Genomic DNA, 23,515 nt, shown 5'->3' with positions numbered 1-23,515 from the left:
GCTGGCGCGCTCTGTCTTTACCATCGCTTTGCACACAGGTTTCTTTTGGGATGCATTGATACAAAGTGGTGACAAATTTCCCGAGCCTGCGCGCAAGCATGCATTGACAAACCGTCTGCACAGGTCAGTTCATTACCGTGCGCATGGGCATTGGGCCGCCCAGCAGCTTGGCCTTGAGGGCGGGGTCGGTCGGTTTGTCGCCCAGCCATATGTTGAGCAGGGCGTTGTAGAACGCAATATCGGGTACAGGGTCCGTCAATCGCCTCCTGTTCAGCTCAATGACTGTGCCGGTTCCAGGGACCCAGTCCAGCGTCAGCGTGTCGCCCTTGCGCAAACCCTGGGGCTGGGCGCTGATGGTCTTGGCTAGTTGCAGCATGCGTGCTGCAATTTCTGCGGGCGTGGTGTTGCCTTCGCCGGATATGGAGCGTAGGACTCTCTCTTCAAAATCGCCGCCACTGACATCGCGCAACAATGCGATGAACAGACGCCGTGGGCCGTTGGAAGCCAGCACGTCTTCCACGGTACTTCGGTGATCCAGCAGATACAGGCCCATGGCATAGACCTTGAAGAACAGGTGGAAGCTGATACCCGCTCCGTTGAGCCGAAGGTGCTTTCCGGCAACCTGTGCCGTTTCGTTCAGTATGGCAGTATCCGGGTCGGTATCGGCCATGGCGGATGTGCAAGTGGCATTGCATGCCAACACAAGGGCCAGGATGCGCAAAGGTGGGGTAAGCAGGGTGTGCATCATGGTAGCAGCCCACCTTTCACCAGACCGACAGATTGCTGTTCATCACGCGCTGTAGCCAGGTGCGCTTGGAACTCTCCGAGGCATCTCCTTGCGCGACCACTTCGAGGCGGGCATTGACTACGTCGCTGGATGCAACGATGTTGCTGTCGTTGAGGTCCATTGGATCCACAATGCCGGAGAAACGCATGGTGCTGATGCCGCCATTGAGCGCAATGCTGCGCTCGCCAGCCACTACCAGATTCCCGTTGCTCAGCACGCGAACGACGGAGGCCGCCAGCTGCCCAGTGAAACTGCTGCTGCTCTTGTCGGTTCCGCTGCCCTTGAAGGAGCTGTTACCCGACGCTGTGATGTTCTGGTTCAGCAGCCCTTGCAGCAGACTGGAAGGTGAGTTGGAACCCCCTGGCCCTATGGACTTCAGCGAGCTTTCACGCCCTGAGTCGGTGTTGACGCTGCTGTTTGCGCTGTAGCTTTCCAAGATGTCCACTTTCAGCGTGTCGCCCACATTGTGCGGTTTGCGCCTGCCAGAAAACAGGGCGCCCGACGTTCCCTTGACAAACAAGGATCCCGTATTCACGCGCTCGATATTGGCCGGTGGGGGCAAGGGCGCAGCGGTCAATGGCCCCTGCACGATGGACACCGGTGCATCGGCGCAACCTGCCAGAAAGCCCGTGCAGACCAGTGCCGTGACCAGAACGTGGACGGGCTCATGGCAAATTCTTGCGATGGCCTGGAAAAGGATTGGAATGTACGGATGCATGGGATTCTTTCGCTGTGGTGGGAGGTGGGCGTTCATGTTTCAAAAACCAGTGATGAGCGCGGTGACTACAGGCCCCAATTTGTCCTGGGTGGTCGCCCATTTACTGGTTAAGAAGCTGGAGTCCAGGATGTAGTTGCTGCTCGACAGGACCATTCCGGCCGACGTCTGCAATGTGAGGGCCGCGTTGCTGATGTACGGTCTGAAGTCATCGCTGGATGGAGGCGTTCCCCATTCAACCAGCGCGCTGTACTTCAGCCAGATGCTGCACTTGGTTGTCACCGTGGACGTCTCGTACAGACGACTCTCGATGTTGAGATGGCGAAGTGCCGACTGAAGGGCTGGCACTATGTCGGCGACCTGCGTCTGAGGGTTGTATTCAATACAAAGCTCCGAGAAGGGCGCGTGGTAGTGATACACCGTGTTTTTTGCCTCACCCGGCCGACTCATGATCGCAGTGCTGCTTGCCGACCCGGCCGCCTTGATCAGTTCCCAAGTGGGTATGGGACTGATGATGGAGCACGCGGTCTGGCTGATGCAAAGCGCGGACAAGGCGAATATCTTGTACATGGTTTGGCCAGGTAATCCGGTTGGTGGGGAGACTCCTTCTGGCTGCTCAAACCTTCTCGTTGATGCCGCTCGCGGTGTCTGAAGAGCCCATGCCAAGGTAGGCGGCTGTGCTGCTGGCTGCATTGCTGATGGATTTGCCCATGGACGAAAACGCGTCGCTGACTGAAGTCGCAGCCTTGGACACGCCGTCTTCCACGTACTGCACACCTTCTTCCACCGTGTCCTTGACCGAAGTGGCGGCGCTGCTGATGGAGTTCCCCAGCTTGGCCATGCTTTCTTCGCTGAACTTGACGATGGAACTACTCGTGTCGGCGGCAGTGTCCGCTGCCGTGGTGGAAGCATTTGCTACGTCGGACGCTGCAGTCCTGGCGGTGGTTGCGATGCTGGAAGGAACCGTTGTGAGGGATGAAACGGAACTGATGCTGCTCATACTATTCTCCTGGAAAGGTGGTTAATGGATGTATGAATAGTAGATAGATGCCTTCAGGCCAATATCGCCATCAAACCAGGAAAGCGCCGCCAATAGAAAGTCACAAAAGCCGATTTCTAAACGCGCTCGATATATATATTTTCAATGCCGAAATATTGAACTCGTTAGGGTGAAAAACAGAAATAGTGTCGATACACAGATACACATTCGATATATATCAACTGTGCAAAGTAGAAGACGAGATTTTTTGTGTCTTGCAATACTCCTGCCCATGGGTTGCATACCTTCCCATGAGAACAAGCAAGTACCAACACGAATCCGAGGGCCTACGCGGTAAGAAAATATGACAAAGAATCAGAAGAGTGAAATGCCACCGGCAAGAATTGCACTGCTGCACTGGACGGCCACAGCTTGCGTTATTTTTTTACTGCAAGGCTGTGCCGTAGTTGCAGTGGCGGACGCCGCGGTCACCGTGGTGGCGACCGGAGTCAAAGTGACTGCCAAGGCGGTGGGTGCTGCGGCTAGTGCCGTGATACCTTAGCTCCCACCAAAAAAATTACTCGATGTTCTGCACCTGCTCGCGCATCTGCTCGATCAGCACCTTCATGTCCACCGAGATGCGGGTGAGTTCCAGGGCCGATGACTTGGAGCCCAGGGTGTTGGCTTCGCGATGCAATTCCTGGATCAGGAAGTCCAGGCGCTTGCCGACTTCTCCGCCCTTTTTCAGCAGGCGCTCGATTTCATCCAGATGGGAGTCCAGACGGGTGATTTCCTCAGCCACATCAATGCGGATGGCAAAGGCGGTGGCTTCCGTCAGAGCGCGATCCAGTGCCGCTTCGGGTAGGTTGGCGCCGTCGGCAAGTGCCATGGCTTCCTTCCAGCGGTCCAAAAAGCGCTGACGCTGCTGTTCCACCAATTGCGGAACCAAGGGCGTGGCCTGCGCCGCCAGCGCGCGCAGCTGCCCCAGGCGTTCGCTCAGCATGGCAGACAGTCGGGTGCCTTCACGCTGGCGCGCGGCCAGAAGCTCTTTCAAAACCTTTTCCGCCAGGGGGGTGACGGCTTGGCTCCAGTCACGGGTGCCACTTTGCTCGGCGGCGGCCAGGCGCAATACGTCGGCCACGCTCAGCGGCGTGGCCTGGGGTAGCCAGGAGCGCACGCTGTCCTGGGCGCTGTTGAGGCGCTGCAGCAGCTTGGGGCTGGGTTCGGTCACGCCGGTGGCATTGGCGGTTTCAATGGAGGCACGGACCTCCACCTTGCCCCGCTTGAGCTTGGCAATGATCAATTCGCGCAGGCTGGGCTCAAACTGGCGCAGGTCTTCCGGAAGACGGAAAGTCAGGTCCAGAAAACGGCTGTTGACCGACCGGATCTCAAGCCCCAGTTGGGCTGCAGGCGGAGTACGTACTTCGGAATCGGGTTGGCTGTTGGCTGTGCTGTGCTGGGCACTGGCATAGCCAGTCATGCTGTAAACTGGCATTGCGGGTTCTCGGGTCAATAGGGATGGCCCTGAGAATAACCTGATTTAGATCGCACCGACCAGCACAGCCAATCCATCCATGTCCAAGGTCAAGCCTTCACCACTGCCCCCCGATACGGTTGTAGGGGGTTACCGCATCGTGCGCAAAGTCGCCGCTGGCGGTTTTGGCCTGGTGTACCTGGCACTGGACTCCGAAGGCCAACAGGTGGCGATCAAGGAATATCTACCTTCCTCCCTGGCGGCGCGGGCGCCTGGCGAATTGCTGCCCCAGGTGCTGCCGGAGAAGCTCTCACTCTATCGCTTGGGCCTCAAGAGTTTTTTTGAGGAAGGCCGGTCGCTGGCGCAGATTTCCCACCCCTCGGTGGTGAGCGTGTTGAACTTTTTCCGTGAAAACGAAACCGTTTACATGGTGATGAACTACCTGGAAGGCAGTGCCTTGCAGGATTTCATCGTGACCGCGCGCGAACTCAAGCAAAGTAAGGTGTTCCGCGAATCCACCATCCGCTCCCTGTTTGATGAAATCCTGCGCGGACTGCGCATCGTGCACCAGCACAAGATGCTGCATCTGGACATCAAGCCGGCCAACATCTTCATCACCGACGACAACAAAGCGGTGCTGATTGATTTCGGTGCGGCACGCGAAGTGCTGAGCAAGGAAGGCAGCTTCATCCGCCCCATGTACACGCCGGGCTTCGCTGCTCCGGAAATGTATCGGCGCGACGCGGCCATGGGGCCCTGGACCGACATCTACGCCATCGGTGCCTGCATGTATGCCTGCATGCAGGGCTATCCGCCCAGCGAGGCGCCGCAGCGCCAGGATAAGGACCGGATTGCCATCGCCTTGGCGCGCCTGCGTGGCGTGTATTCCGACAACCTGATCGAAGTGGTGGAGTGGTGCATGGCATTGGACCCGCTGTCGCGGCCCCAATCCGTGTTTGCCTTGCAAAAGGAGCTCAGCCGCGAAGGCGAGCGTCGTTACACCAAGCTCTCGGTGGCCGAAAAGGTGCGCATGCAATTTGACAACATGGTGGCTGAAACCAAGAAGTCGGCAGCGCCCGTTCCGGCGGGCAAACCCAAATGAAGTTTTCCGTTTTCCAGATCAGCCGCAAGGGCGGCCGTGAGAAGAATGAAGACCGCATGGGCTACTGCTACACCAATAGCTCGGGGCTGTTCCTGTTGGCCGATGGCATGGGCGGCCACCCCGAAGGCGAAGTGGCGGCACAGCTCGCCTTGCAAACCATTTCAGCGCTCTATCAGAAGGAAGCCAAACCCGAACTGCATGACGTCAAGGCATTCCTGAACACCGCTGTGATGGCTGCGCACCGCCAGATCTTGCGCTATGCGGTGGACGGTGGCCTGAGCGATACGCCCCGTACTACCCTGGTCGTGGCGGTGGTGCAGGGCGGAATGGCGCATTGGGCCCATTGCGGCGATTCCCGCCTGTACTTCGTGCGCGAAGGAGAGCTTCTGGCCCGCACCCGGGACCACTCCTATCTGGAACAGCAGCGCGACTCCAAGCGGCCCCCGTCGTCCAAGGATGTCAATCGCAACGTTCTCTTCACCTGTCTGGGCTCTCCCACCAAGCCGGTGTTCGATATTGCCGGCCCGGTTCCGCTGCAGCAAGGTGACAAGATCCTGCTGTGTTCCGATGGGCTGTGGGGCAGTCTGGAAGATCCGGAAATCGTTCTGCATCTGGGACAAAAAGCCGTTTCCGTGGCGGCGCCGGAGCTGGTTGAACGCGCCCTGATCAAGGCCGGTGCCAGCAGTGACAACGTCACCCTGATTGCCATGGAGTGGGAAACGCCCGACGTGTTCGAAACCACCCGCGGCGACATCAGCACCCAGAACATGGATGACGACATGTTTGCCTCTACCGTGCAGGCCGCCTGGCTGGATTCCGAGGCAGAAGAACTGGACGACGAAGCCATTGAGCGTTCGATTGCCGAGATCAACGCGGCCATACGCCGCACCGCCTTTTCCCGCAAGCACTGAGTGCTGTGCGGTCCCCTTTGAGTTAAAAGAGAAAATTCCATGACCGCCTTTACGCGCACATCCCTCCGTGCGGCCGACGCCTTGCGCCCGGTACGCATCACTCGCGGCTACACCATCCACGCCGAAGGATCGGTGCTGATCGAGTTTGGCGCCACCAAGGTGCTGTGCACCGCATCGGTCGAAGAAAAGGTGCCTCCGCACAAGCGTGGCAGCGGCGAAGGCTGGGTCACTGCCGAATACGGCATGCTGCCGCGCTCCACCCACACCCGCAGCGACCGTGAGGCGGCGCGCGGCAAGCAAAGCGGTCGCACCCAGGAAATCCAGCGCCTCATAGGCCGCTCCCTGCGCGCCGTGTTTGACCTCAAACTGCTGGGCGAGCGCACCATTCAGCTCGATTGCGATGTGCTGCAGGCCGATGGGGGCACCCGCACAGCCGCCATCACCGGCGCTTTCGTGGCTGCTCAGGACGCCGTCAACGGATTGCTGGCAGCGGGCAAGATCAGCCAGAGCCCCATCATCGCGCCCGTGGCGGCCATCTCCGTGGGCATTGTGCAAGGCACGCCCCTGCTGGATCTGGAGTACGTGGAAGACTCTGCCTGTGACACCGACATGAACGTGGTCATGACCGGCGCCGGGCATTTTGTGGAAGTGCAGGGCACTGCCGAAGGCGTTGCCTTCAGCCGTATGGAAATGAATACCCTGCTGGACCTGGCCGAAAAAGGCATCACTGAGCTGATGGCGCTGCAGCAGCAGGCGCTGGCTGCCTGAGCAGACGCATCGGACTGCCCATGAAAATCGTCCTGGCCTCCAACAACAAGGGCAAGCTGGTCGAGCTGCAGGCGCTGTTCGGTCCCTTGGGCTGCACATTGATCACCCAGAGTGAGTTGGGCGTACCCGAAGCACCCGAGCCACATCGCACCTTTGTGGAAAACGCGCTGGCCAAGGCCCGCAATGCGGCTCACTACACCGGCTTGCCGGCGCTGGCCGACGATGCCGGGCTGTGCGTGGATGCACTGGGCGGATTGCCCGGCGTGGACACCGCGTACTACGCCACCCAGTTCGGCTATCCCAAGGGCGACGACAACAACGTCATCGCCTTGTTGAAGCAGATGCGCGGTATGGAGAACCGCCGCGCCGCCCTGGTCAGCACATTGGTAGCGGTGCGATCAGAGAACGATCCTGAGCCGCTGATCGCCATGGGCCGCGCCCGTGGCCTGCTGACGCAGGAGCCCATGGGGAGCAACGGCTTTGGCTTTGATCCGGTGATGTGGATTCCGGAGTTTGGCCAGACCTTCGCCCAGCTGGCGCCGGAGGTGAAGAATGCCAACAGCCACCGCGGCCGCGCTGCGCGCACCATGGTCCAGTTGATGCGTGAACAATGGCTGGGCCAGGACGCGGCTTGAAGACCGTGCCTGTCATCCCCGTCACGCCGCACGAACAGTTGCAAGAGGCGGTGGTGCAGCATGACATCCAGTACTACATGCGCCCTGGCGGCCTGCAGCTGTCGTCCCTGCCACCCTTGAGCCTCTACATCCATCTGCCCTGGTGCCTGAAAAAGTGCCCCTACTGCGATTTCAATTCGCATGCGGTGCAAGGCGACGGGCTGCCCGAACAGCGCTACCTGGATGCCCTGGTGGCCGATCTGGATGCCGCCTTGCCGCTGATCTGGGGCCGCCCGGTACACAGCATCTTCATCGGGGGTGGCACACCCAGCCTGTTCTCGCCAGCCTCTATAGACCGGTTGCTGGGGGACGTGCGGGCACGGTTGCCGTTGACGCCGGATTGCGAGATCACCATGGAGGCCAACCCCGGCACTTTCGAGAAGGACCGCTTCCGTGCCTTCCGCCAGGCGGGTGTCACGCGCCTGTCGATTGGCGTGCAAAGCTTTAACGACGCACACCTGAAGGCACTGGGCCGCGTGCACGACAGCGCTCAGGCGTTGGCCGCCGTGGAAGAGGCGACGCAGGCCTTTGACACCTTCAACCTGGACATCATGTATGCGTTGCCCGGGCAAACCTTGCAGCAGGTAGATGAAGACATTGCCCGGGCCTTGCAGTTCAAGCCGCCGCACATTTCGATCTACCACCTGACCATAGAGCCCAACACCTATTTCGCCAAGTACCCGCCGGTGGTGCCAGAGGATGATGCGGCTTACGCCATGTTGGATCTGATCACCGAACGCACCCAGACCGCCGGCCTGCAGCGTTACGAGGTGTCGGCGTATGCGCGAGATGGCCACCGCTGCTGGCACAACCTCAACTACTGGCAGTTTGGTGACTATCTGGGTATTGGCGCGGGCGCCCACAGCAAGATCAGCTTTGCCCACCGGGTCGTGCGCCAGGTGCGCTTTCGCGATCCGGCGCGCTACATGCAGCAGGCGTTGGCCGGAGCTGCGCTGGCGCAGGATGAGGAAGTGGCGCGCAACGACCTGGCGTTTGAATACATGCTCAACGCCTTGCGCCTGCGCCATGGATTCGGGCTGCGTGATTTCACCGAACGCACCGGCCTGTCTTCCAGCAGCATTGAAGCAGCACTGGTGGAGGCCGAGCGCAAGGGACTGATCGAGCGGGACTTTGCCCGCGTGCGGCCCACCGTGCGCGGCTTTGACTTTTTGAGTGACTTGCAGGAACTTTTCCTGTCCAATGCTTCCTAGTGCGCTGTCTGCCTGCGCAGGGAGCTCACGGTGGAATAAGGGGCGTCTATGTTCTCGGTATATGGCAAGGCGGGGCGTCTGTTTCGCGGCTCCATGGAAGAGTTGCGCAGGATCGGCCCGACCGCAGCGCTGGGGCGAACCCAGAAAATTCTCGGCGTAGCCCGCGATGGCCTGGGTGATCCCGTGCCCGGAATGGTGTTGCCCAAGCCCGGAGGTGGGGCAGGCACACCGGCGCAGGACCTGGTGCACCGTGGTGCCATGGCCGCGTATGAGCAGGCCAGCAAGACCTTCATACCACGCCATCCTCTGACGTTGGTGCGCGACATCATGAATTCCGGCGCCATGACGCTGCGCGATGACGCCACCGTGGCCGGTGCCTGGAGCATGCTGGCAGAGCACCACCTGGGGCAGGCGCCGGTGGTGGATGCGCAGGGCACGCTGGTGGGGCTGCTCAGCCGTGCCGACCTGATGCGGTCCGATCGCTTGCCGGGGCCGCAAACCCACGCCTTGGTATGGCAGTCATTCCTGATGCAGAACGTGCAGGACATCATGTGGACACCGGTGCCCAGTGTGGCGCCGGAAACCGATATCCGCAGGCTCGCCAGGGTGTTGCTGGATACGGGGCTGCCGGGATTGCCGGTGGTGGACGAGCAGGGGGCGGTGGTGGCCTTTGTCTCGCGCACCGACATCCTGCGTGCCGTGGTGTCCGATCCGCCGCTGGATCTGTGGAGCTGAAGGCGCCTTAGCGCTGCAGGCCCTGGGCCCAGCGGCTGTAGATGCGGTCGGCCGTACGCTGGCTGCGTTCCAGATCGGCTTGCAGCGTTTGCAGGATGGCGTCGGGCCTCTGCACACCGGGTGACGTGCTGCGTTGCATCTCGCTCGCTCCCAGTTCCAGCCAGCATTGCAGCTTGGGCAGATCGACCTCGCAATGGAACTGCATGCCCAGATGCATGTCGTCCAGCACATAGGCCTGGTTGGCGCAGTGCTGGCCCACCAGCAGGTGGGTCGCTCCTGGCGGAATGCTGAAGGACTCGCCATGCCACTGGAACAGTTGCACGGGCAAAGGCCCAAACCAGTCAGCTGCTTCCACATGCGCAGGGTCAAGCCGACTCCAGCCGATTTCCAGGTTGGCCGATGCCTGCACCGTACCGCCCAACGCGCGGCTGAGCAACTGACCCCCCAGGCAATGGCCTATCACCGGTTGCCGCAGTTGCACCGCTGCGCGCACCAGGCGCAACAGTTGCGGGTAATAGGGAAGTGCGTCATTGGCGCTCATGGGCCCGCCCAGCATGCACAGGCCGCTGAAACGGGAAAGATCTGTCGGCAGGGTATGGCCGTCAAACATGGCAAACACTTCAAAGCCTATGCCCTGGCCTTGCAGCCAGGTTGCAAAGTAGCTTGGGCCGTCATGGATATCGTGCTGGACGATGGCAACCGGTTTCATGCGCGCAGAAAGCGAATCAGTTGGTGAATGCGTAGAACGGACCGGTCTGGGCTCCCACGGTTTTGCCTTCGACTACGGTATAGACGTAGCGTCCGAAGAAGAACGGCAAACCCCAGTCAAAGTATCCCGTCGCCAGAGTGCCGCCCAGGTTGTTGAAGGCGTAATTGCTTGCGCCGGAAGAAAACAGGCTGTCCGCGTTAGCGATGGAAAAATTCACCGAAGCCGAACCCAGCGTCGCAGACAGGGACAGAGACGATGGTGGGCAATAAAAGCCTGTGGCTGCGTAGGTGCAGGAGGTCGAGATGGATGCGTCGTCGAAATACAGCCCGTTGGAGCCACTGTCGATAAAGCTGTGGGTGAAATTTGAGCCTTTGTAGCTGGTAGTGAAGTAGCCGCTGTTGGCATTCACCGCAACCACATTGGCGCTTCCCAGCGAATTGTTGGATTGGGTGCCCACGCCGAAGATCAGGTATCCCTGCGCACTGGTATTCCCGGTGGAGGAGATTGTCGGCAACTGCACCACGACGCCATTGTTGTCGCTGGCGAACTGGGTGACCGGGTTCTGCACTTGCTGGTTGGTCGCTGGAATGAAGTAGCAAGCCGTGGTCGGACTGGCGCAATAGAAATAGTGTTGCCCATCATTGGCAAACAGACTCACTCCCAGAATGCCGTTGGCACTCAGTGCGGTCTGGTTGCCAGTTGCGGTGCCAGGCGGAACCATGACCGGGTTGCTGCTGCAGACGGAGCTCAGGCCAGCCGGCATGTTGGAATCCATCACCTGTACTGCCACCGAGTTAGCCGTCTTGTTGCCTATTCTGACGTCGGCATTTTTGATGGAACCCCAGGCTACCGAATTCAGAAATTGTGCGCATTCCGTTATCGTGGAACTGCCATTGATGGTCTGCGCCGGCAGACTCAATGCTGGCGCAGCACTGAGATTGCTGGAAAAGATGCGCAAGCCGGTGGAGCCGGTGTCCAGCAGCACATGGTCAATGGACTTGCAGGTTGTGGTGCCGGGAACGCACAGAGTGACAGTGACGTAGGGAATATTTACATTGCTTCCTGGTCCGGCTTCGACACTGACGATGGCCACATTGGAGTCACTAGCGCTGGCCGCACTGGGAGGCAGGCTGGCTGCCGATGTGGACGCCGAATTGCCCGAACCGCCGCCACCGCAACCAGTGAGCATCGCCAGGCACAACGCGGAACAGAAAACCAGACTGCGCAGGTGACCCAAAAAAGGTAGCAAGTTCATGTGAAGTCCGTCAGTGGATGCTCTGGGCGGAGAGCGCCGAAGGCAATTGCGCTGGCAAAAAGGCGCGTCCCATGAAAGAGCGCATCATGCCGCCGGACTCGATGACCAAGCTCGGCGTCTGCAGACGCACCCCGCGCTGCTGCTGCAGTACCGCTTGCTGGTAACTGGGGTAGGAAGCGCCGAGCAGGCGCTGGAAGTCCGGCAGTACCGGGCCTTCCCAGGCCACGGCGTAGACGTTGCCGGCCGCATCCACGTACTGGCGGATGATCAGACTGTTGGGGAGTGTTTGCGTGTATAACGTGCCGCCTGCCAAGGACGTTTGCGCATTGGTCGCCGCGAAGGCTTGCTGGTCACTTTGTACCGAGGCCAGATTGCCGCCCAGTGCGGCCCATACAGAGCCACTCATTAAAAGCAGCGCGGTGGTTGCCAGCCGGACGCGTGCGAAGCCACGGTAAGTGTGCATACATGTATTTAAAAGTTGTTCCCTCGCCTAAAGATTACCACTTTGTCACCAGTTTTGCGCTCCCTGTTAGTGACAAATTATTTCACCCACTGGTTCAACTGGATGATAGGCATGAGCACCGCCAGCACAATGAGCATGACCACCAGGCCCATGGCAACGATCAGCAGGGGCTCCAGCAAGGTGGCCAGGTGCATGGCGCGGCGCTGCACTTCGGTACTGAGCTGCTTGGCCGCACGGTCCAACATGGTGGGCAATTGGCCGGTCTGTTCACCCAGCCGGGCAAACATGGACAGCAGGCCGGGAAAGCGCTTCTTCTGCGACAGGGCCGCCGCCAGGGGCGCGCCTTCGCGCACCAGCACCAGCGCATCCAGCGCGTCACGCTTGAGCGCCTGGTTGCTCAGCGTCTGGGCTGCGGCCTGCAGCGCCTGCAGAATGGGCACGCCTGCAGCACTCAGCATGGCCAGGGTGCTGGCAAAGCGGGCCGCGTTGTAGCCGCGCGCCAGTTTGCCCAGGATGGGCAGGTTGAGCCACCCCGCATCCCACTGTTCCCGCAGGCCGGGGTTCTTCAGCAATTGCCAGAGCAGCGCCGCGGCGGCTAGCAAGAGCAGCAGCACCATCCAGCCATAGCCGCGCACAAAGTCACTGATGGCCATCATGGCCACGGTGAGAAAGGGCAGCGCATGCTTGCTGCCAGCAAACACATGGGCCACTTGGGGCACCACATAACCTACCAGAAACAGCACGATCAGCACTGCCACGGCCGAGACAATGGCCGGATAGAGCGCGGCACCTATCAGCTTGGATTTCAGGGCCTGGCGCTCCTCCAGATCTTCGGCCAGACGCGCCAGCACCAGCGCCAGGTGCCCGCTTTGTTCCCCGGCGCCGACCACCGCCACATAAATGTCAGCAAACTCGCGCGGATGCTGCTCCAGCGCCTTGGCAAAACTGCTGCCGCCGTTGACCGAAGCGCGCAGCGATGCATTGAGGTTGCGATGGGCTTCGGTTTCCGCCTCTTCCGACAGGGAGCCCAGCGCCTGCTCCAGCGGCAGTCCGGAGCCGACCAGCTCGGCCAGTTGCCTTGTCCATATGGCCAGCGTGTTGCTGTTGAAGACGCTGGCGCGCCAACCGCGGCCTGCGAGTTCGCCGCCGGACTCCGACTGGGCCCGTCCGGCCAGCACCTGTACCGACAGCGGGATGAAAGACTGGGCGCGCAGCTGCGTACGTGCCGACTTGGCACTGTCGGCCTCCAGAGTCCCTTTGCGGGTTTGCCCCTGGCCGTCCAGGGCGATAAAGGAGTAGGCGGGCATGGGGCAACCTTATCACGAAGATGCCGGTGCAGGCCGCGCAGCGGCGATGCTCTGGAAGAGGGCCGGCACCTCGGTGACAATGGCGCCATGCCCGTTTCAACCACGCCCCGTTTTGCCGCCATCGATGTGTTGCGGGGCCTTGCCATGGTGTGGATGACGGTGTTTCATTTCTGCTTTGACCTGCAGTATTTCGGCTACCTGCACACCAGCTTTTACGCCAATCCGTTGTGGACCGTGCAGCGTGCCGCCATCGTCACCCTGTTTGTCCTATGCGCGGGGCTGGGTCAGGCGGTTGCTGTCGAGCAGGGGCAGAGCTGGGCGCGCTTCTGGCGGCGCTGGTACCAGATTGCGGGGTGCGCGCTGCTGGTGACTGCGGGGTCCTGGCTCATGTTTCCGAACAGCTTCATCTACTTTGGCATCCTGCATGGCATGGCGCTGATGCTGTTGCTGGCGCGGCGCTCTGCTGGCGCGGATGCTTGGCTGTTGCCGGTGGGTGTGGTGTCACTGGTGCTGCCGGCGTTGGCAGCCAAGGCGCATGCCGCCTGGCCCGCGCTGGATTTTCTGAATGAGCGCGGCTTCAACTGGCTGGGCCTGATCAGCCACAAGCCCATTACCGAGGATTACGCGCCGCTGTTTCCCTGGTTTGGCGTGATGTGTTTCGGACTGGTGCTGGGGCAATGGCTGTTGCGTCGCCACGCACGTGTGCTGGAGCGGCTGGGTGCAACGCTGTTGCAAGGGCCGTTGCGGGCACCGGTGCGCGGCCTGGCTTTTCTGGGGCGCTGGAGCCTGAGCTATTACATGTTGCACCAGCCGGTGCTGCTTGCCAGCTTCACCTTGGTGGGCACGCTGCGCTGAATGCGCACACACTAATCGCGCGTCACGCGAATCAGCTCTTCTGCGGATGTCACACCCGACTGCACCAGCCGTGCGCCGTCGTCGCGCATCAACACCATACCGGCCTGCAGCGCGGCTTCACGCAGTTCGGCATCGGACGCCTGGCGGTGGATCAAAGCGCGCTGGGTGTCATCGGTCACCAGCAGTTCAAAGATGCCGGTACGGCCCAGGTAGCCGGTCTGTGAACACTCGGCACATCCTGCGCCGTGGCAATGGGTGCAGAGCTTGCGCACCAGGCGCTGGGCCAGCACACCCAGCAGGCTGGAGCTGAGCAGGAAAGGCTCCACGCCCATGTCGATCAGGCGGGTGACGGCGCTGGCGGCATCGTTGGTGTGCAGCGTGGCCAGTACCAGGTGACCGGTGAGGGACGCCTGGATGGCAATGTGCGCGGTCTCGAAGTCGCGGATTTCGCCGATCATGATCACGTCCGGGTCCTGCCGCAGGATGGCACGCAGGGCCTTGGCAAAGGTCAGGTCGATCTTGGCATTGACCTGGGTCTGTCCCACGCCGGCCAGTTCGTATTCGATCGGGTCTTCCACCGTCATGATGTTGCTGCGGCTGGCGTCCAGCCGGCTGAGCGCCGCATACAGCGTGGTGGTCTTGCCGGAGCCGGTGGGGCCGGTCACCAGGATGATGCCGTGGGGCTGGGCAATCAGCCCCTCCATGCGTTGCAACACATCGCCCTGCATGCCCACCGATTCCAGATCGAGCTTGCTCTGGCTCTTGTCCAGCAGGCGCAGTACAGCGCGCTCGCCATGCGCGCTGGGCAGGGTGCTCACGCGCACGTCCATGGCGCGCGTGCCTATGCGCAGGGAGATGCGGCCGTCTTGCGGCAGGCGTCGCTCGGCGATGTCCAGCTGCGCCATGATCTTCAGGCGCGAGATCAGCGCGGCGTGCAGGGCGCGGTTGGGTTGCACCACTTCGCGCAGGGTGCCATCGACACGAAAGCGCACGCTGCTGTGGCGCTCGAAGGGCTCGATGTGGATGTCGCTGGCACCGTCGCGCGCGGCCTGGGTCAGCAGTGCGTTGAGCATGCGGATGATGGGCGCGTCGCCAGCGCTCTCCAGCAGGTCTTCCACGGCGGGCAGCTCCTGCATCATGCGGGTCAGGTCGGCGTCGCTCTGCACTTCGCTGACCACTGAGGCAGCGCTGGACTCGCCTTGTGCATAGGCCGCGCTGATGCGCTGCTGCAGGGTGTCGGCGGACAGTAGCTCGACGCGGTCCGCGCGGTATTTGCGCAGGGCTTCGCTGATGCCACCGGGCGATGTGGTGGCATGCACCCACAGGGTCAGCGTGTCGCCGTCCTGCTCCAGCAACAGCTGCTGGTTGCGTGCGAAGGCGTAGGGAAGGGGGTAGCGGGACGCCATGGGCTCAGGGCTTACTGGGGCGCAACGATGGTGGTCGGCTTGCTCTTCACCGAGTCGGGTGGCAGTGCGGGCATGACGGAAGATTCGTTGATGGGAATCACCGTGTTGGGCAGCGGCTGGCCGGTTTGCTGCAGGCCGCGCATCTGGTCATAGCGGGTGCTGGAAAGGGCTTGCATCGCGCTGGCGTCGCGCACCACTACTGGTCGCAGAAACACCATCAGGTTGGTCTTGCTGCGGCTGCGTGACTCGCTGCGGAACAACGCACCCAGAATGGGAATGTCGGCCAGGCCGGGCACGCGGTCGTTGTTGCCCGCGTAGGTGTCCTGCAGCAGGCCGCCCAGCACGACGATGGAGCCATCATCTACCAGCACATTGGATTCGATGGAGCGCTTGTTGGTGATCAGGCCGGTGGCCGAGTTCACGCTCGAAGCTTGCACGGTGGAGACTTCCTGGAAGATGGTGAGCTTGACCGTGCCGTTCTCGCTGATCTGCGGCTTGACCTTGAGCGTCAGGCCCACGTCCTTGCGTTCGATGGTCTGGAACGGGTTGACCGTGCCGGACGTGGTGGTGCTGGAATTGGTGTACTGGCCGGTAACGAAGGGCACGTTCTGGCCAATGACGATCTTGGCCTCTTCGTTGTCCAGCGTCAGCAGATTGGGTGTGGACAGCACGTTGCCATCGCCGTTCTGCTCCAGGAAGCGAGCAAGGAAGCCCAGGGTGTAGACACCGTTGTTGAGCGTGGCCGCACCAATATTCAGCCCGGCGCCAGGGGTAACGGTGCCAGATGCTGCACCGGTTGCAAGATTGATGATGTTCTTGCCGCCGCTGCCGAAATTGGTACCCAGCAGTCCGATGACGGAATCTCCGTTGCTGCCACTGGCGCCTTGCCACTGGATGCCGAATTCGGCAGCGCGGTCGGCATTGACTTCGACGATCAGGCTTTCCACAAAGACCTGGGCACGGCGGCCATCGAGCTGATCGATGACGGCGCGCAGCTGGCGGTACTGCGGGTCGGGTGCCGTGATGATGAGCGAGTTGGTGGCCACATCCGCCTGCACTTGCCCACCCGTGGTGGTTTGCGAGGCAGTGGACGCCGTTGTCGAGGTTCCAGAGGCGCCGCTTGCAGGTGTGGCTGCGCTACTGGCGGCATGCACTTCGCCGGACATGACGGCGCGCAGTGTGGCGGCCAGCTTGGTGGCGTCGGCGTTCTTGAGCGTGACTACGTGGATGTTGCCGGTACCGCCATCACCCTGCACTGTGGGCTGGTCCAACCGGGCAACCAGGGATTTCACCAGCGCCACACGCGCCGGGTTGGCGGCGCGCACGATGAGTGCGTTGCTGCGCGGTTCAGCAATGATGGTGGTCTTGAAGCTGGTGTCGGCCTGACCGGCCGCAGGCGCGGCGCTCACGCCACTGTCCACCAGGCGCAGTACCAGGGGCGCGAGATCGTTGGCAATGGCGTACTTCAGCGGCAGGATTTCCAGGTCGCTGCCATTGGCCACGTCGCTTGCCGCGATGATGCGGGCGATGCGCTGTAGGTTGTCCGCGTAGTCGGTGATGATGAGCGAGTTGTTGCCGGGGTTGACGTTGATGACGTTGTTGGGACTGATCAGTGGACGCAGCACCGGCAGCAGGTTGGCCGCACTCTCGAAGTTGAGCTTGAAGATCTGCGTGACGATCTGGTTGCCTAGCGCCGTCTTGCCACTGGCATCGGCGCTGACCGAACCGCTTTGCAGCTTGGCATCGGCTTCGGGTACGACCTTGTCCAGCCCTGCAGACTCCACCACGGTGAAGCCTTGCAGGCGCAGCGCGGCCAGGAACTGGTTGTAGGCAGCAGCCGGGGAGACCGGTTTGTCGCTGCTCAGGTTGATGGTGCCCTTCACGCGCGGGTCCAACACCACCTGGCGGCCTGTCATGCTGGACATGGCGCGGGCGACCGATTCGATTTCGGCGTTGACAAAGTTCAGGGTGACCGGTGCGCCCTTGGCCGGCATGTCGGCAGCAGGCGTGGCGGATTGGGCGAAGGCAAGGCCGCAGGTCAGGCCCATGACCAGACCCAGGCTGCATGCCCAGGTGCTGACGGGTGTAAATGGCAAGGTGTTTCGCATGGTGCTAGCCCAGGGTAATGACAGACCGCGCGCCATCGCGCCGTCCCATGATGTTGAGAAGATTGGAAAGCTCGGCTTCGTGGTCGGCATCGGCGCGCGCTTCGCCGGTAAAGCGCAAGTGTGCCGCGGTCCAGCGGCCCGTGCCTTGCAGTTGCAGGCTGCCCTGCACCGTGCTCAGGTCCAGCTGCGGCTGGTCACCGCCCTGCAGCGACAGCTTGTATGAGCCCAGTGGACGCAAGGTGGAAAGCCGGGAACTCAGGGCTGGCATTTCCAGGACCATGGCACCCTCCACGCGGATACGGTCCACTGCGGAAACAAGAGTCAGGCCCGGTGTGTGGAGCAGAAACGAACCTTCAAATTGCGCCGTGTTCCAGGGTGTGCCCAGGCCCGCCAAGAGGGCTGCAGGCCAGGTGGATTCGCCAGGCAGAACTTGCAGGCGCCATCCGCGCAGACCCGGTGTGAATGTCAGTTGCTGGGGCTGGGTGGTACAGCAGTCGGCCTGCAGGGACAGGTGCATGGTGCCTAGGCCGGGGCGCAGGTCCCAATGCACACGACCCGGCAATCGCGCCGCGTCGCTGCTGCCGGGACCGCCGGTAAGGCCCACCTGGGCCGAACCATGCCAGACCGTACCGCGGCTTTCGCGTAGTACTAGCTGGCCGTTGGTTGCGGCAAAAGCGGCGCGCTGCACCCATACCGCGGGCGCAAACACCAGCGTGGCGGCGATGGCTCCGAGCAAAGCGCCCATGCCCGCCCACCACCAGGTGCCGCGGCTGGCCGACATGCGGGAGGAGGAGCGTGCGCGTGGACGGGCCATGGGGAGATTCAGCGCGCTGCGGGCGGCAATTGGAACACCAGCGTGCCAGTCCACAGCGGCAGCGCCGAACCGGCGTCGCGCTGCAGATGGGCCTCCACCGGGCTCAGGCCCGAAGCCGATTGCGGCGCCAGCCATTGCGCCAGATCCTGCGCACTGACCTGTTTGAGCGAGAGTGTGGCCTGCTCACCCAGCACCTGCAGGGTGGCGTTCTTGCCCAGCGCGTTGGCAGCGGACTGCAGGGTCTTGAGGGAGTCTTTGGGAATCAGGGCCGGCTTGGCCTGCAACTGGGTGGCGCGCACTTGCAGTGCCTGCATGCGCTCCAGCTCGGCGGCCAAGGCGGCACGCTGGGGTTCCACGCTCTTGAGTGTGCGCAATGCCGGCGCCACCAGAATGCCCCAGAAGACGGCTAGCACGACCACCAGTGCGGCAACAGCCAGGCCACGTCGCTCCCGTGCGGCCAGCGCGGCCCAGCGGACTTGGAGTGTTTTCTGCCAGGCCATTAGCGTTGTTCCTTGGGTTCGATCACCAGCGCGTCGTCCTGCAGGCGCGAGCGCAGACCGCGCGACTCCAGTGCCGTGTTGAGGTCCGTGACATGGCCTGGCGGCAGGCCAGTTGTCTTCAGGCGAATCTGCCGGCCACTGAAATCGATGCTGGAAACGGCGGTGGTCGGCGGCGCCATGGTGGTGACCAGAGACAGCACCCGGCCCAGGTCCGCATCAGACCCCATGCCGCGTGCGCGCGCCAGGTCATCGACCGCCCTTTGCATTTGCAGCGGCGCGTCAATGACCAGCTGAATGTCCGGAAAGGTCTGGCGCAGCACGCGCTGGATGGCGCTGCGCTGCTCATCCAGGCTGCGTCGTTGCTGCCAGGCCATGGCGTTGAGTGCCACCACATGCACCAGCAGCAATGCGGTCAGGCCCCAACGCACGGGCCGCCACTGGGGTGCCTGCAACAGTTGTTGCCAGCCTGCACGCAGGCGCTTGCCCAGTCGGCCGCTGGCCGAGGCGGTGAGTTCCATCTGCGCCAGGTTCCAGGGCGAGCGGGCGGCCTCCAGCACATGCTCTGCATGGGACTGTAGCGACACGCGGTTGCCAAAATGGGTTTGCGCCAGAGCCATTGCCGCGGGCTCGGCGCGGATTTCCAGATCGGCATCGGCCATAGCCAATGCCAGGCCTGCACCCTGCAAAGGCAGCAGGCGCACGCCCTGGGCGTCGCAGATCTGCAGTTGGGCATCAGGTCCTTCACCTACCAGCAGCGCGTGGGCAGCGCCTGCGGGCGCCGGCGTGCACTCAGCCGCAATGCGGCTTACCGCGCGGCCTGCCACTTCCAGCGCCTGCAGGTGGCCGTGCAGCCAGGCGCGGTCGCATATGGCGACCCAGGCGTTGGCAGCGGGTGCCGGCTCGCTGGTCATGGCCGCAAAGACGGCGAAATGCAGGTTGTCGGCATCGTCCAGCAACTGCTCTTCCAGCACGCCGGATAGCACCGCGCGTGCACGCGCTGGCTCCAGGCGGGCGCTCAACAGGCTGCGCAGCACGCGCTCGGGCACGGTGACACAGTGCCAGGACACGGACTGCGCCGGAATCAGGGCTACCACTTCGGTACCGCGCCCTGGCTGCGCCGGCAGCAACGAAGCCGCGGCACGGCCGTGGGCGCCCACCTGCTGGCCGTCTGGCGTGAGCACGTAGTCGTATTCAGGCGTGGCTGCGACGGCGGTGGGTGGGAGGGTGAGGATCAATGTGGACATGGCTTCAGTGCGCTCATTGTAGGGAAGCCGTTGTGGCGCCATGCAGCGCCTCGCGCTGGCGCCAGATCACCTTGGTCACGGTGCCGTTGCGCTCTACCAGTGAGACCTCCTGCACGGCGGAGTCTCCCAGGCGCAAACGGCCGCGCACTGCGAAGTAGTGGCTGCCCACACTGAAGTCCTTGGCATCTGGCTGCGTAGCGGAGCCCTCGCGTATGCCGGCGGCCTTGAGTGCCTCGGAAACGGTCTTGTAGTGCATGGTGGCGCGCTCGGTCACCATTTGCTGGGCCCGTGCCAGCTCCAGGCCTGGCACGGCTGCGTGCAGCACTTCGGCTCCGGCCGTGTTGAGGTTCAGCGGCGTGGCCACGGGCAGCAGTGTCGCGTAGGGGAGAAGGGCATCCACGGTGTCCTGCGTCAGTCCCAGCCACACCAGTTGGTCCATGCGATAGGGTTTGAGCGGTACCGTATCGGAATTGTTGTTCGTCTTCGTATCGGTACGGCTTGCTTCGCTGGCGGCATAGTTGTCCAACATGCGTTGGAGCTGGGCCTTGGGTAGCCCCAGCGTGTCAAACAGCCGGGCAAAGGCCAGGTAGCTGGACGGGTTGGGCTTGCCGTCCTGCACCAGATTGCGCACGTTCAACAGGGCCTGCTGGTCGCTGATCTGGCCCGACAGAAAGGCGTCCATGGCGTCGTCGGTGTTGTTCTTGTCCACGGCCAGGAAGCTGGAAAGGCGGGCCTCCTGCAGCGGCAAGGCCCAGGGCTCGGACAGGTGGTCCACATCGCCATTGCGTGCGTCCTCCTGCAGGATCAGGCGCGCCCAGTCCAGGGCGCCGTTAAGTACCCATTGCATTTGCGTGCGGGTGCGCTCGGCAGCTTCGATCTCCACACTGCGCCACTGTTGCCACAGGGCGGCCGCGGCAAAAGTGGCGACCAGCGTCACCGTAAGCATGGCAGTGAGCAGGGCCGCACCGCGATTGCGCAGCATGCGGGTCATGACTTGGTTCCTGAAGCGGTGGAGCGCATCCAGTCGTGGCTGATCTTGCCGCTCAGCGGTGAGTCCTGTGGTAGCGTCAGTTGCAGGCGCACGCCGTCCGGGTTGACGGCTGATGCCTCGCTGCTGGAACCAGGGTTGGTCCAGGCATCGCCCCGGTAGTAGAAGATCTGCCAGTCCACCAGCGGCACGATCTGCACCTGCTGTTTGCGGGTTGTGTCATCGGGGCTTTGGGCCCAGAGTGCGGCCTGGGTCCAGGCGTCTTGCAGGGCGTTGCGGCTTTGCACTACCGGCGATTGCCAGCGCAGCCAGACCTTGCGTCCGTTTTCGGCTCTGCTGGTCCAGGCCACCACGCGCAGGCCGGGCGCACCGGCCGTGCTGCTGTAGCGTGTGATGCGAAACACCAGGCCGTTCCATTCGAGCGGGCTGGGCAAGGTATTGATGGCGCGCGGGTTGGTCAGGTCTGTCGCCATGGCGTCGAGGTCGGCGCTCCACTGGGCCAGGCCATTGCGCAGTGTCTGCAGCGCATCTGCGCGCGCCTGGGTCTGCGCTTGCGCCTTGCCCATGGCATCCAGTCCGCGCCAGCTCATCAGGCTGAGCAGGGCCATCACCATCAGCGCCACCAACAACTCCACCAGAGTGAAGCCCCGGCTGTCCCGGCGTGGTGTCGGGATGGGCAGGCTGTGCATCAGTTGCGCCCCATCACGGTGGTGATCTGCATCAGCACGTCCGTGTCCTTGAATACCCGCGCATCCAGGCGCAGGAAGTTGGGGTTGGGTGTGGGGCGTACGCTGGTCTGCACCCGCAGGTGCTGGCCGGCCTGCTCGCAGTCGGTATCGGTATCGCCCACGCCAGGCATCTGGCGTGCCAGGCGTTGCTTGATGAGTTCGTTCTCGGCACAGAGCTGTGCCAGCAATGCGTCAGACTGACGCTCCGCATTGCGGGTCAGCGAGGCGGTGGCCTTCAGGCCGGCGGTCAGTGCGATCGCCACAATGCCCAGTGCGACCAGGACTTCTATCAGGGTAAAGCCGTTGTGCCGCTTGCGTGGCAGGCCATCTGCGTGTGGGCGGTTCATGGCGAATTTCCGCTTGGTGCATCCGCTTGTCCGGCAACCACTGGCTGCACGGTGAACGGACGCAGCCCGTCGGTTTGTACACGCCACACAGCTCCGGCCATGCGCGCATTGCCCAGCGTCACCGCCTGTGGCGCAATGATGGGGTCGGGGCCCAGCTCCAGCAATGCGGGTGTCGCGGTGGTATCGGCATCCAGCCAGTTGCCGGGCAACGCATCCTTGGGCAGGCCATCAAAACGAAAGCCGCTGCCTGTATTGCGCCAACTGACGGCTACGCCCAGCATGCGCGATTGCGCGCGGGCGGATTCCAGCAGGGCGGCCAGCCGCTGGGCTTCACGTTCTATCTGGGTCTGCGCGCTGTCGCGCATGGCAAAGGCCACACCCACTGTGGCCATGGCGATGATGCTGACCACCACCAGCAGCTCCAGCAGCGTGAAGCCGCGCTGGCGCGCTGGTGCATGGCCTCCAGGGAATGTCTTACTGCCAGCTGCCGATATCCGCATCTTTGCCTTCGCCACCAGGCTTGCCATCGGCACCCAGCGACAACACATCCACTTCGCCCTTGATGCCCGGGTTCAGGTATTGGTAAGCGCCGCCCCAGGGATCGGTGGGCAATTTGTCCAGATACGGTTTCCAGTTGGGAGGGATCGGGTCGGTGGTGGGCTTGGCCACCAGTGCCTGCAGGCCTTGCGCGGCGGTGGGGTAGCGCTGGTTGTCCAGCTTGTAGAGTTTGAGTGCCTGCACCAGGTTGCCCACATCGGTCTTGGCGGCGGTGACGCGTGCATCGTCTGCTCGGTCCAGCACATTGGGCACGATCAGCGCGGCCAGCACGCCAATGATGACCAGCACCACCATCAGTTCAATCAGTGTGAAGCCCCGCGCCTGACGGCGGGTGCGAGCGGAAACAAAATTCATTGGGCAAACCCTTGGGGACTAAGGCGTCACGATGATAATCGCGAATATGCAAGTTACCACGCCCAACCTCTGGATACCGCGCCTGTCTGCGTTTGTGCTCGGACTGCTGCTGGCGCTGAGCGTTGGCTACTGGGTGTTGCACTGGCCGTCCAAGGAGTTGGGCCGAGAGCTGCCGGCTCCAGCCGCTGCCAACGATGCCGTCCTGGCCAAGCCGGAGGAAATCGCACGGCTGTTGGGGGCTGTGGCCGCACCGATGGGCAATACCGCGACAGTGGATGCAGCCAGCCGCATCCGTCTGACCGGCATCATTGCGTCTCCCGGTGGTCAGGGTGTGGCTCTGCTGTCCATCGATGGCAAACCGCCCAAACCGTATCGTGTGGGCAGCACACTGGAAGAAGGGCTGGTGCTGCAATCCGTCGAGTCGCGGCGCGTGGCGTTGTCCGGTGATGCCAAGGGACCGGTGCGTATGCGCCTGGAGCTGCCGACACGTCCGTAAGCCGGATTGCTGGATAGTTTGTCTATG

Annotated in this window: 28 protein-coding genes; 9 read left to right on the top strand and 19 right to left on the bottom strand. The window is 62.5% G+C overall.

Annotation, left to right across the window (positions count from 1 at the left end; translation table 11 throughout):
• Positions 1–124: 124 nt before the first annotated feature.
• From AC1RMF_RS19630 to AC1RMF_RS19615, 4 genes are read right to left on the bottom strand one after another with little or no spacing between them, the layout of a single operon-like run.
• Positions 125–748: a chalcone isomerase family protein gene (locus tag AC1RMF_RS19630; RefSeq protein ID WP_493143701.1), complete on the bottom strand. Its 624-nt coding sequence runs from the start codon at positions 746–748 to the stop codon at positions 125–127.
• 16 nt (positions 749–764) lie between these two features.
• On the bottom strand, positions 765–1,505 hold the full coding sequence (locus tag AC1RMF_RS19625; protein ID WP_342616527.1) for a flagellar basal body L-ring protein FlgH: 741 nt from the start codon (positions 1,503–1,505) through the stop codon (positions 765–767).
• Positions 1,506–1,544: 39 nt separating this feature from the next.
• Positions 1,545–2,072 carry a cell division protein FtsI gene (locus AC1RMF_RS19620; RefSeq protein ID WP_342616528.1) on the bottom strand — a complete coding sequence of 176 codons (528 nt, stop codon included), beginning with the start codon at positions 2,070–2,072 and terminating at the stop codon, positions 1,545–1,547.
• A gap of 46 nt (positions 2,073–2,118) precedes the next feature.
• Positions 2,119–2,502, bottom strand: coding sequence for a hypothetical protein (locus AC1RMF_RS19615; RefSeq protein ID WP_493143699.1), 384 nt, complete (start codon positions 2,500–2,502; stop codon positions 2,119–2,121).
• A 343-nt stretch (positions 2,503–2,845) separates the two neighbouring features.
• Between AC1RMF_RS19615 and AC1RMF_RS19610 the strand changes: the two genes are divergently transcribed.
• Positions 2,846–3,043 (top strand): hypothetical protein, encoded by a 198-nt coding sequence (locus AC1RMF_RS19610; RefSeq protein WP_342616530.1) that lies wholly within the window; start codon positions 2,846–2,848, stop codon positions 3,041–3,043.
• A gap of 15 nt (positions 3,044–3,058) precedes the next feature.
• Here AC1RMF_RS19610 and AC1RMF_RS19605 read toward each other — a convergent pair whose 3' ends face one another.
• The gene (locus AC1RMF_RS19605) at positions 3,059–3,976 is read right to left on the bottom strand and encodes a YicC/YloC family endoribonuclease (protein WP_493143698.1); all 918 of its coding nucleotides are present in this window, start codon (positions 3,974–3,976) and stop codon (positions 3,059–3,061) included.
• A gap of 79 nt (positions 3,977–4,055) precedes the next feature.
• Here AC1RMF_RS19605 and AC1RMF_RS19600 point away from each other — a divergent pair, with 79 nt between their 5' ends.
• The 6 genes from AC1RMF_RS19600 (at position 4,056) to AC1RMF_RS19575 (ending at position 9,356) form a co-directional block, all read left to right on the top strand.
• Positions 4,056–5,057 (top strand): serine/threonine protein kinase, encoded by a 1,002-nt coding sequence (locus AC1RMF_RS19600; RefSeq protein ID WP_342616532.1) that lies wholly within the window; start codon positions 4,056–4,058, stop codon positions 5,055–5,057.
• Entirely contained in the window at positions 5,054–5,968 is a 915-nt protein-coding gene (locus AC1RMF_RS19595; protein WP_342616533.1) for a PP2C family protein-serine/threonine phosphatase, read from the top strand. The genes AC1RMF_RS19600 and AC1RMF_RS19595 overlap by 4 nt, the downstream gene beginning before the upstream one ends.
• Positions 5,969–6,007: 39 nt before the next feature.
• Complete coding sequence (rph, locus tag AC1RMF_RS19590) at positions 6,008–6,736, top strand: ribonuclease PH (RefSeq protein ID WP_493143697.1); 729 nt, start codon at positions 6,008–6,010, stop codon at positions 6,734–6,736.
• A gap of 20 nt (positions 6,737–6,756) precedes the next feature.
• Positions 6,757–7,371, top strand: a complete 615-nt coding sequence (gene rdgB / locus AC1RMF_RS19585; RefSeq protein WP_493143695.1) for an RdgB/HAM1 family non-canonical purine NTP pyrophosphatase — start codon at positions 6,757–6,759, stop codon at positions 7,369–7,371.
• Between the two features lie 77 nt (positions 7,372–7,448).
• Complete coding sequence (hemW, locus tag AC1RMF_RS19580) at positions 7,449–8,621, top strand: radical SAM family heme chaperone HemW (RefSeq protein ID WP_493143733.1); 1,173 nt, start codon at positions 7,449–7,451, stop codon at positions 8,619–8,621.
• Positions 8,622–8,669: 48 nt separating this feature from the next.
• Entirely contained in the window at positions 8,670–9,356 is a 687-nt protein-coding gene (locus AC1RMF_RS19575) for a CBS domain-containing protein (RefSeq protein WP_493143693.1), read from the top strand.
• A 7-nt stretch (positions 9,357–9,363) separates the two neighbouring features.
• Here AC1RMF_RS19575 and AC1RMF_RS19570 read toward each other — a convergent pair whose 3' ends face one another.
• The 4 genes from AC1RMF_RS19570 to gspF form a co-directional block, all read right to left on the bottom strand.
• Positions 9,364–10,065, bottom strand: a complete 702-nt coding sequence (locus AC1RMF_RS19570) for a type 1 glutamine amidotransferase (protein WP_493143692.1) — start codon at positions 10,063–10,065, stop codon at positions 9,364–9,366.
• A 16-nt stretch (positions 10,066–10,081) separates the two neighbouring features.
• Positions 10,082–11,320 carry a DUF3443 family protein gene (locus tag AC1RMF_RS19565; protein WP_493143690.1) on the bottom strand — a complete coding sequence of 413 codons (1,239 nt, stop codon included), beginning with the start codon at positions 11,318–11,320 and terminating at the stop codon, positions 10,082–10,084.
• A 10-nt stretch (positions 11,321–11,330) separates the two neighbouring features.
• A complete protein-coding gene (locus AC1RMF_RS19560) occupies positions 11,331–11,783 on the bottom strand; it encodes a DUF2844 domain-containing protein (RefSeq protein WP_493143688.1) in 453 nt (150 codons plus the stop codon).
• 77 nt (positions 11,784–11,860) lie between these two features.
• Positions 11,861–13,090 (bottom strand): type II secretion system inner membrane protein GspF, encoded by a 1,230-nt coding sequence (gspF, locus tag AC1RMF_RS19555; RefSeq protein WP_342616540.1) that lies wholly within the window; start codon positions 13,088–13,090, stop codon positions 11,861–11,863.
• 87 nt (positions 13,091–13,177) lie between these two features.
• Between gspF and AC1RMF_RS19550 the strand changes: the two genes are divergently transcribed.
• Positions 13,178–13,945, top strand: a complete 768-nt coding sequence (locus tag AC1RMF_RS19550) for a heparan-alpha-glucosaminide N-acetyltransferase (RefSeq protein ID WP_493143687.1) — start codon at positions 13,178–13,180, stop codon at positions 13,943–13,945.
• 11 nt (positions 13,946–13,956) lie between these two features.
• Here AC1RMF_RS19550 and AC1RMF_RS19545 read toward each other — a convergent pair whose 3' ends face one another.
• From AC1RMF_RS19545 to gspG, 10 genes are read right to left on the bottom strand one after another with little or no spacing between them, the layout of a single operon-like run.
• On the bottom strand, positions 13,957–15,351 hold the full coding sequence (locus AC1RMF_RS19545; protein ID WP_493143685.1) for a GspE/PulE family protein: 1,395 nt from the start codon (positions 15,349–15,351) through the stop codon (positions 13,957–13,959).
• A gap of 11 nt (positions 15,352–15,362) precedes the next feature.
• Positions 15,363–17,459: a type II secretion system secretin GspD gene (gene gspD / locus AC1RMF_RS19540; RefSeq protein ID WP_493143684.1), complete on the bottom strand. Its 2,097-nt coding sequence runs from the start codon at positions 17,457–17,459 to the stop codon at positions 15,363–15,365.
• Between the two features lie 4 nt (positions 17,460–17,463).
• Positions 17,464–18,273: a type II secretion system protein N gene (gspN, locus tag AC1RMF_RS19535; protein ID WP_493143682.1), complete on the bottom strand. Its 810-nt coding sequence runs from the start codon at positions 18,271–18,273 to the stop codon at positions 17,464–17,466.
• An 8-nt stretch (positions 18,274–18,281) separates the two neighbouring features.
• Positions 18,282–18,773: a type II secretion system protein M gene (locus AC1RMF_RS19530; protein WP_493143681.1), complete on the bottom strand. Its 492-nt coding sequence runs from the start codon at positions 18,771–18,773 to the stop codon at positions 18,282–18,284.
• Complete coding sequence (gspL, locus tag AC1RMF_RS19525; protein WP_493143680.1) at positions 18,773–20,017, bottom strand: type II secretion system protein GspL; 1,245 nt, start codon at positions 20,015–20,017, stop codon at positions 18,773–18,775. The genes AC1RMF_RS19530 and gspL overlap by 1 nt, the downstream gene beginning before the upstream one ends.
• Before the next feature lie 13 nt (positions 20,018–20,030).
• On the bottom strand, positions 20,031–21,008 hold the full coding sequence (gene gspK / locus AC1RMF_RS19520; protein ID WP_493143679.1) for a type II secretion system minor pseudopilin GspK: 978 nt from the start codon (positions 21,006–21,008) through the stop codon (positions 20,031–20,033).
• A complete protein-coding gene (locus tag AC1RMF_RS19515) occupies positions 21,005–21,694 on the bottom strand; it encodes a PulJ/GspJ family protein (protein ID WP_493143677.1) in 690 nt (229 codons plus the stop codon). The genes gspK and AC1RMF_RS19515 overlap by 4 nt, the downstream gene beginning before the upstream one ends.
• Positions 21,694–22,080, bottom strand: a complete 387-nt coding sequence (gspI, locus tag AC1RMF_RS19510; RefSeq protein WP_493143675.1) for a type II secretion system minor pseudopilin GspI — start codon at positions 22,078–22,080, stop codon at positions 21,694–21,696. Before gspI ends, AC1RMF_RS19515 begins: the two co-directional genes overlap by 1 nt.
• Complete coding sequence (locus AC1RMF_RS19505) at positions 22,077–22,580, bottom strand: prepilin-type N-terminal cleavage/methylation domain-containing protein (RefSeq protein WP_493143731.1); 504 nt, start codon at positions 22,578–22,580, stop codon at positions 22,077–22,079. The genes gspI and AC1RMF_RS19505 overlap by 4 nt, the downstream gene beginning before the upstream one ends.
• The gene (gspG, locus tag AC1RMF_RS19500) at positions 22,555–22,992 is read right to left on the bottom strand and encodes a type II secretion system major pseudopilin GspG (protein WP_342616549.1); all 438 of its coding nucleotides are present in this window, start codon (positions 22,990–22,992) and stop codon (positions 22,555–22,557) included. Before gspG ends, AC1RMF_RS19505 begins: the two co-directional genes overlap by 26 nt.
• 46 nt (positions 22,993–23,038) lie before the next feature.
• Between gspG and AC1RMF_RS19495 the strand changes: the two genes are divergently transcribed.
• Complete coding sequence (locus tag AC1RMF_RS19495; RefSeq protein ID WP_493143673.1) at positions 23,039–23,488, top strand: type II secretion system protein N; 450 nt, start codon at positions 23,039–23,041, stop codon at positions 23,486–23,488.
• The last annotated feature ends 27 nt before the right edge of the window (positions 23,489–23,515 follow it).

This window comes from Rhodoferax sp. GW822-FHT04A08, from assembly GCF_058801025.1.
Note: the sequence above shows the minus strand (reverse complement) of the source record. Positions and strands in the feature narration are given on the sequence as shown.

Bases quoted from the DNA above. Each gene is read 5' to 3' on its own strand.
- AC1RMF_RS19630 (WP_493143701.1), bottom strand. From the start codon at position 748: ATGATGCACACCCTGCTTACCCCACCTTTGCGCATCCTGGCCCTTGTG.
- AC1RMF_RS19625 (WP_342616527.1), bottom strand. From the start codon at position 1,505: ATGCATCCGTACATTCCAATCCTTTTCCAGGCCATCGCAAGAATTTGC.
- AC1RMF_RS19620 (WP_342616528.1), bottom strand. From the start codon at position 2,072: ATGTACAAGATATTCGCCTTGTCCGCGCTTTGCATCAGCCAGACCGCG.
- AC1RMF_RS19615 (WP_493143699.1), bottom strand. From the start codon at position 2,502: ATGAGCAGCATCAGTTCCGTTTCATCCCTCACAACGGTTCCTTCCAGC.
- AC1RMF_RS19610 (WP_342616530.1), top strand. From the start codon at position 2,846: ATGACAAAGAATCAGAAGAGTGAAATGCCACCGGCAAGAATTGCACTG.
- AC1RMF_RS19605 (WP_493143698.1), bottom strand. From the start codon at position 3,976: ATGCCAGTTTACAGCATGACTGGCTATGCCAGTGCCCAGCACAGCACA.
- AC1RMF_RS19600 (WP_342616532.1), top strand. From the start codon at position 4,056: ATGTCCAAGGTCAAGCCTTCACCACTGCCCCCCGATACGGTTGTAGGG.
- AC1RMF_RS19595 (WP_342616533.1), top strand. From the start codon at position 5,054: ATGAAGTTTTCCGTTTTCCAGATCAGCCGCAAGGGCGGCCGTGAGAAG.
- rph (WP_493143697.1), top strand. From the start codon at position 6,008: ATGACCGCCTTTACGCGCACATCCCTCCGTGCGGCCGACGCCTTGCGC.
- rdgB (WP_493143695.1), top strand. From the start codon at position 6,757: ATGAAAATCGTCCTGGCCTCCAACAACAAGGGCAAGCTGGTCGAGCTG.
- hemW (WP_493143733.1), top strand. From the start codon at position 7,449: ATGCGCCCTGGCGGCCTGCAGCTGTCGTCCCTGCCACCCTTGAGCCTC.
- AC1RMF_RS19575 (WP_493143693.1), top strand. From the start codon at position 8,670: ATGTTCTCGGTATATGGCAAGGCGGGGCGTCTGTTTCGCGGCTCCATG.
- AC1RMF_RS19570 (WP_493143692.1), bottom strand. From the start codon at position 10,065: ATGAAACCGGTTGCCATCGTCCAGCACGATATCCATGACGGCCCAAGC.
- AC1RMF_RS19565 (WP_493143690.1), bottom strand. From the start codon at position 11,320: ATGAACTTGCTACCTTTTTTGGGTCACCTGCGCAGTCTGGTTTTCTGT.
- AC1RMF_RS19560 (WP_493143688.1), bottom strand. From the start codon at position 11,783: ATGCACACTTACCGTGGCTTCGCACGCGTCCGGCTGGCAACCACCGCG.
- gspF (WP_342616540.1), bottom strand. From the start codon at position 13,090: ATGCCCGCCTACTCCTTTATCGCCCTGGACGGCCAGGGGCAAACCCGC.
- AC1RMF_RS19550 (WP_493143687.1), top strand. From the start codon at position 13,178: ATGCCCGTTTCAACCACGCCCCGTTTTGCCGCCATCGATGTGTTGCGG.
- AC1RMF_RS19545 (WP_493143685.1), bottom strand. From the start codon at position 15,351: ATGGCGTCCCGCTACCCCCTTCCCTACGCCTTCGCACGCAACCAGCAG.
- gspD (WP_493143684.1), bottom strand. From the start codon at position 17,459: ATGCGAAACACCTTGCCATTTACACCCGTCAGCACCTGGGCATGCAGC.
- gspN (WP_493143682.1), bottom strand. From the start codon at position 18,273: ATGGCCCGTCCACGCGCACGCTCCTCCTCCCGCATGTCGGCCAGCCGC.
- AC1RMF_RS19530 (WP_493143681.1), bottom strand. From the start codon at position 18,773: ATGGCCTGGCAGAAAACACTCCAAGTCCGCTGGGCCGCGCTGGCCGCA.
- gspL (WP_493143680.1), bottom strand. From the start codon at position 20,017: ATGTCCACATTGATCCTCACCCTCCCACCCACCGCCGTCGCAGCCACG.
- gspK (WP_493143679.1), bottom strand. From the start codon at position 21,008: ATGACCCGCATGCTGCGCAATCGCGGTGCGGCCCTGCTCACTGCCATG.
- AC1RMF_RS19515 (WP_493143677.1), bottom strand. From the start codon at position 21,694: ATGCACAGCCTGCCCATCCCGACACCACGCCGGGACAGCCGGGGCTTC.
- gspI (WP_493143675.1), bottom strand. From the start codon at position 22,080: ATGAACCGCCCACACGCAGATGGCCTGCCACGCAAGCGGCACAACGGC.
- AC1RMF_RS19505 (WP_493143731.1), bottom strand. From the start codon at position 22,580: ATGCGGATATCGGCAGCTGGCAGTAAGACATTCCCTGGAGGCCATGCA.
- gspG (WP_342616549.1), bottom strand. From the start codon at position 22,992: ATGAATTTTGTTTCCGCTCGCACCCGCCGTCAGGCGCGGGGCTTCACA.
- AC1RMF_RS19495 (WP_493143673.1), top strand. From the start codon at position 23,039: ATGCAAGTTACCACGCCCAACCTCTGGATACCGCGCCTGTCTGCGTTT.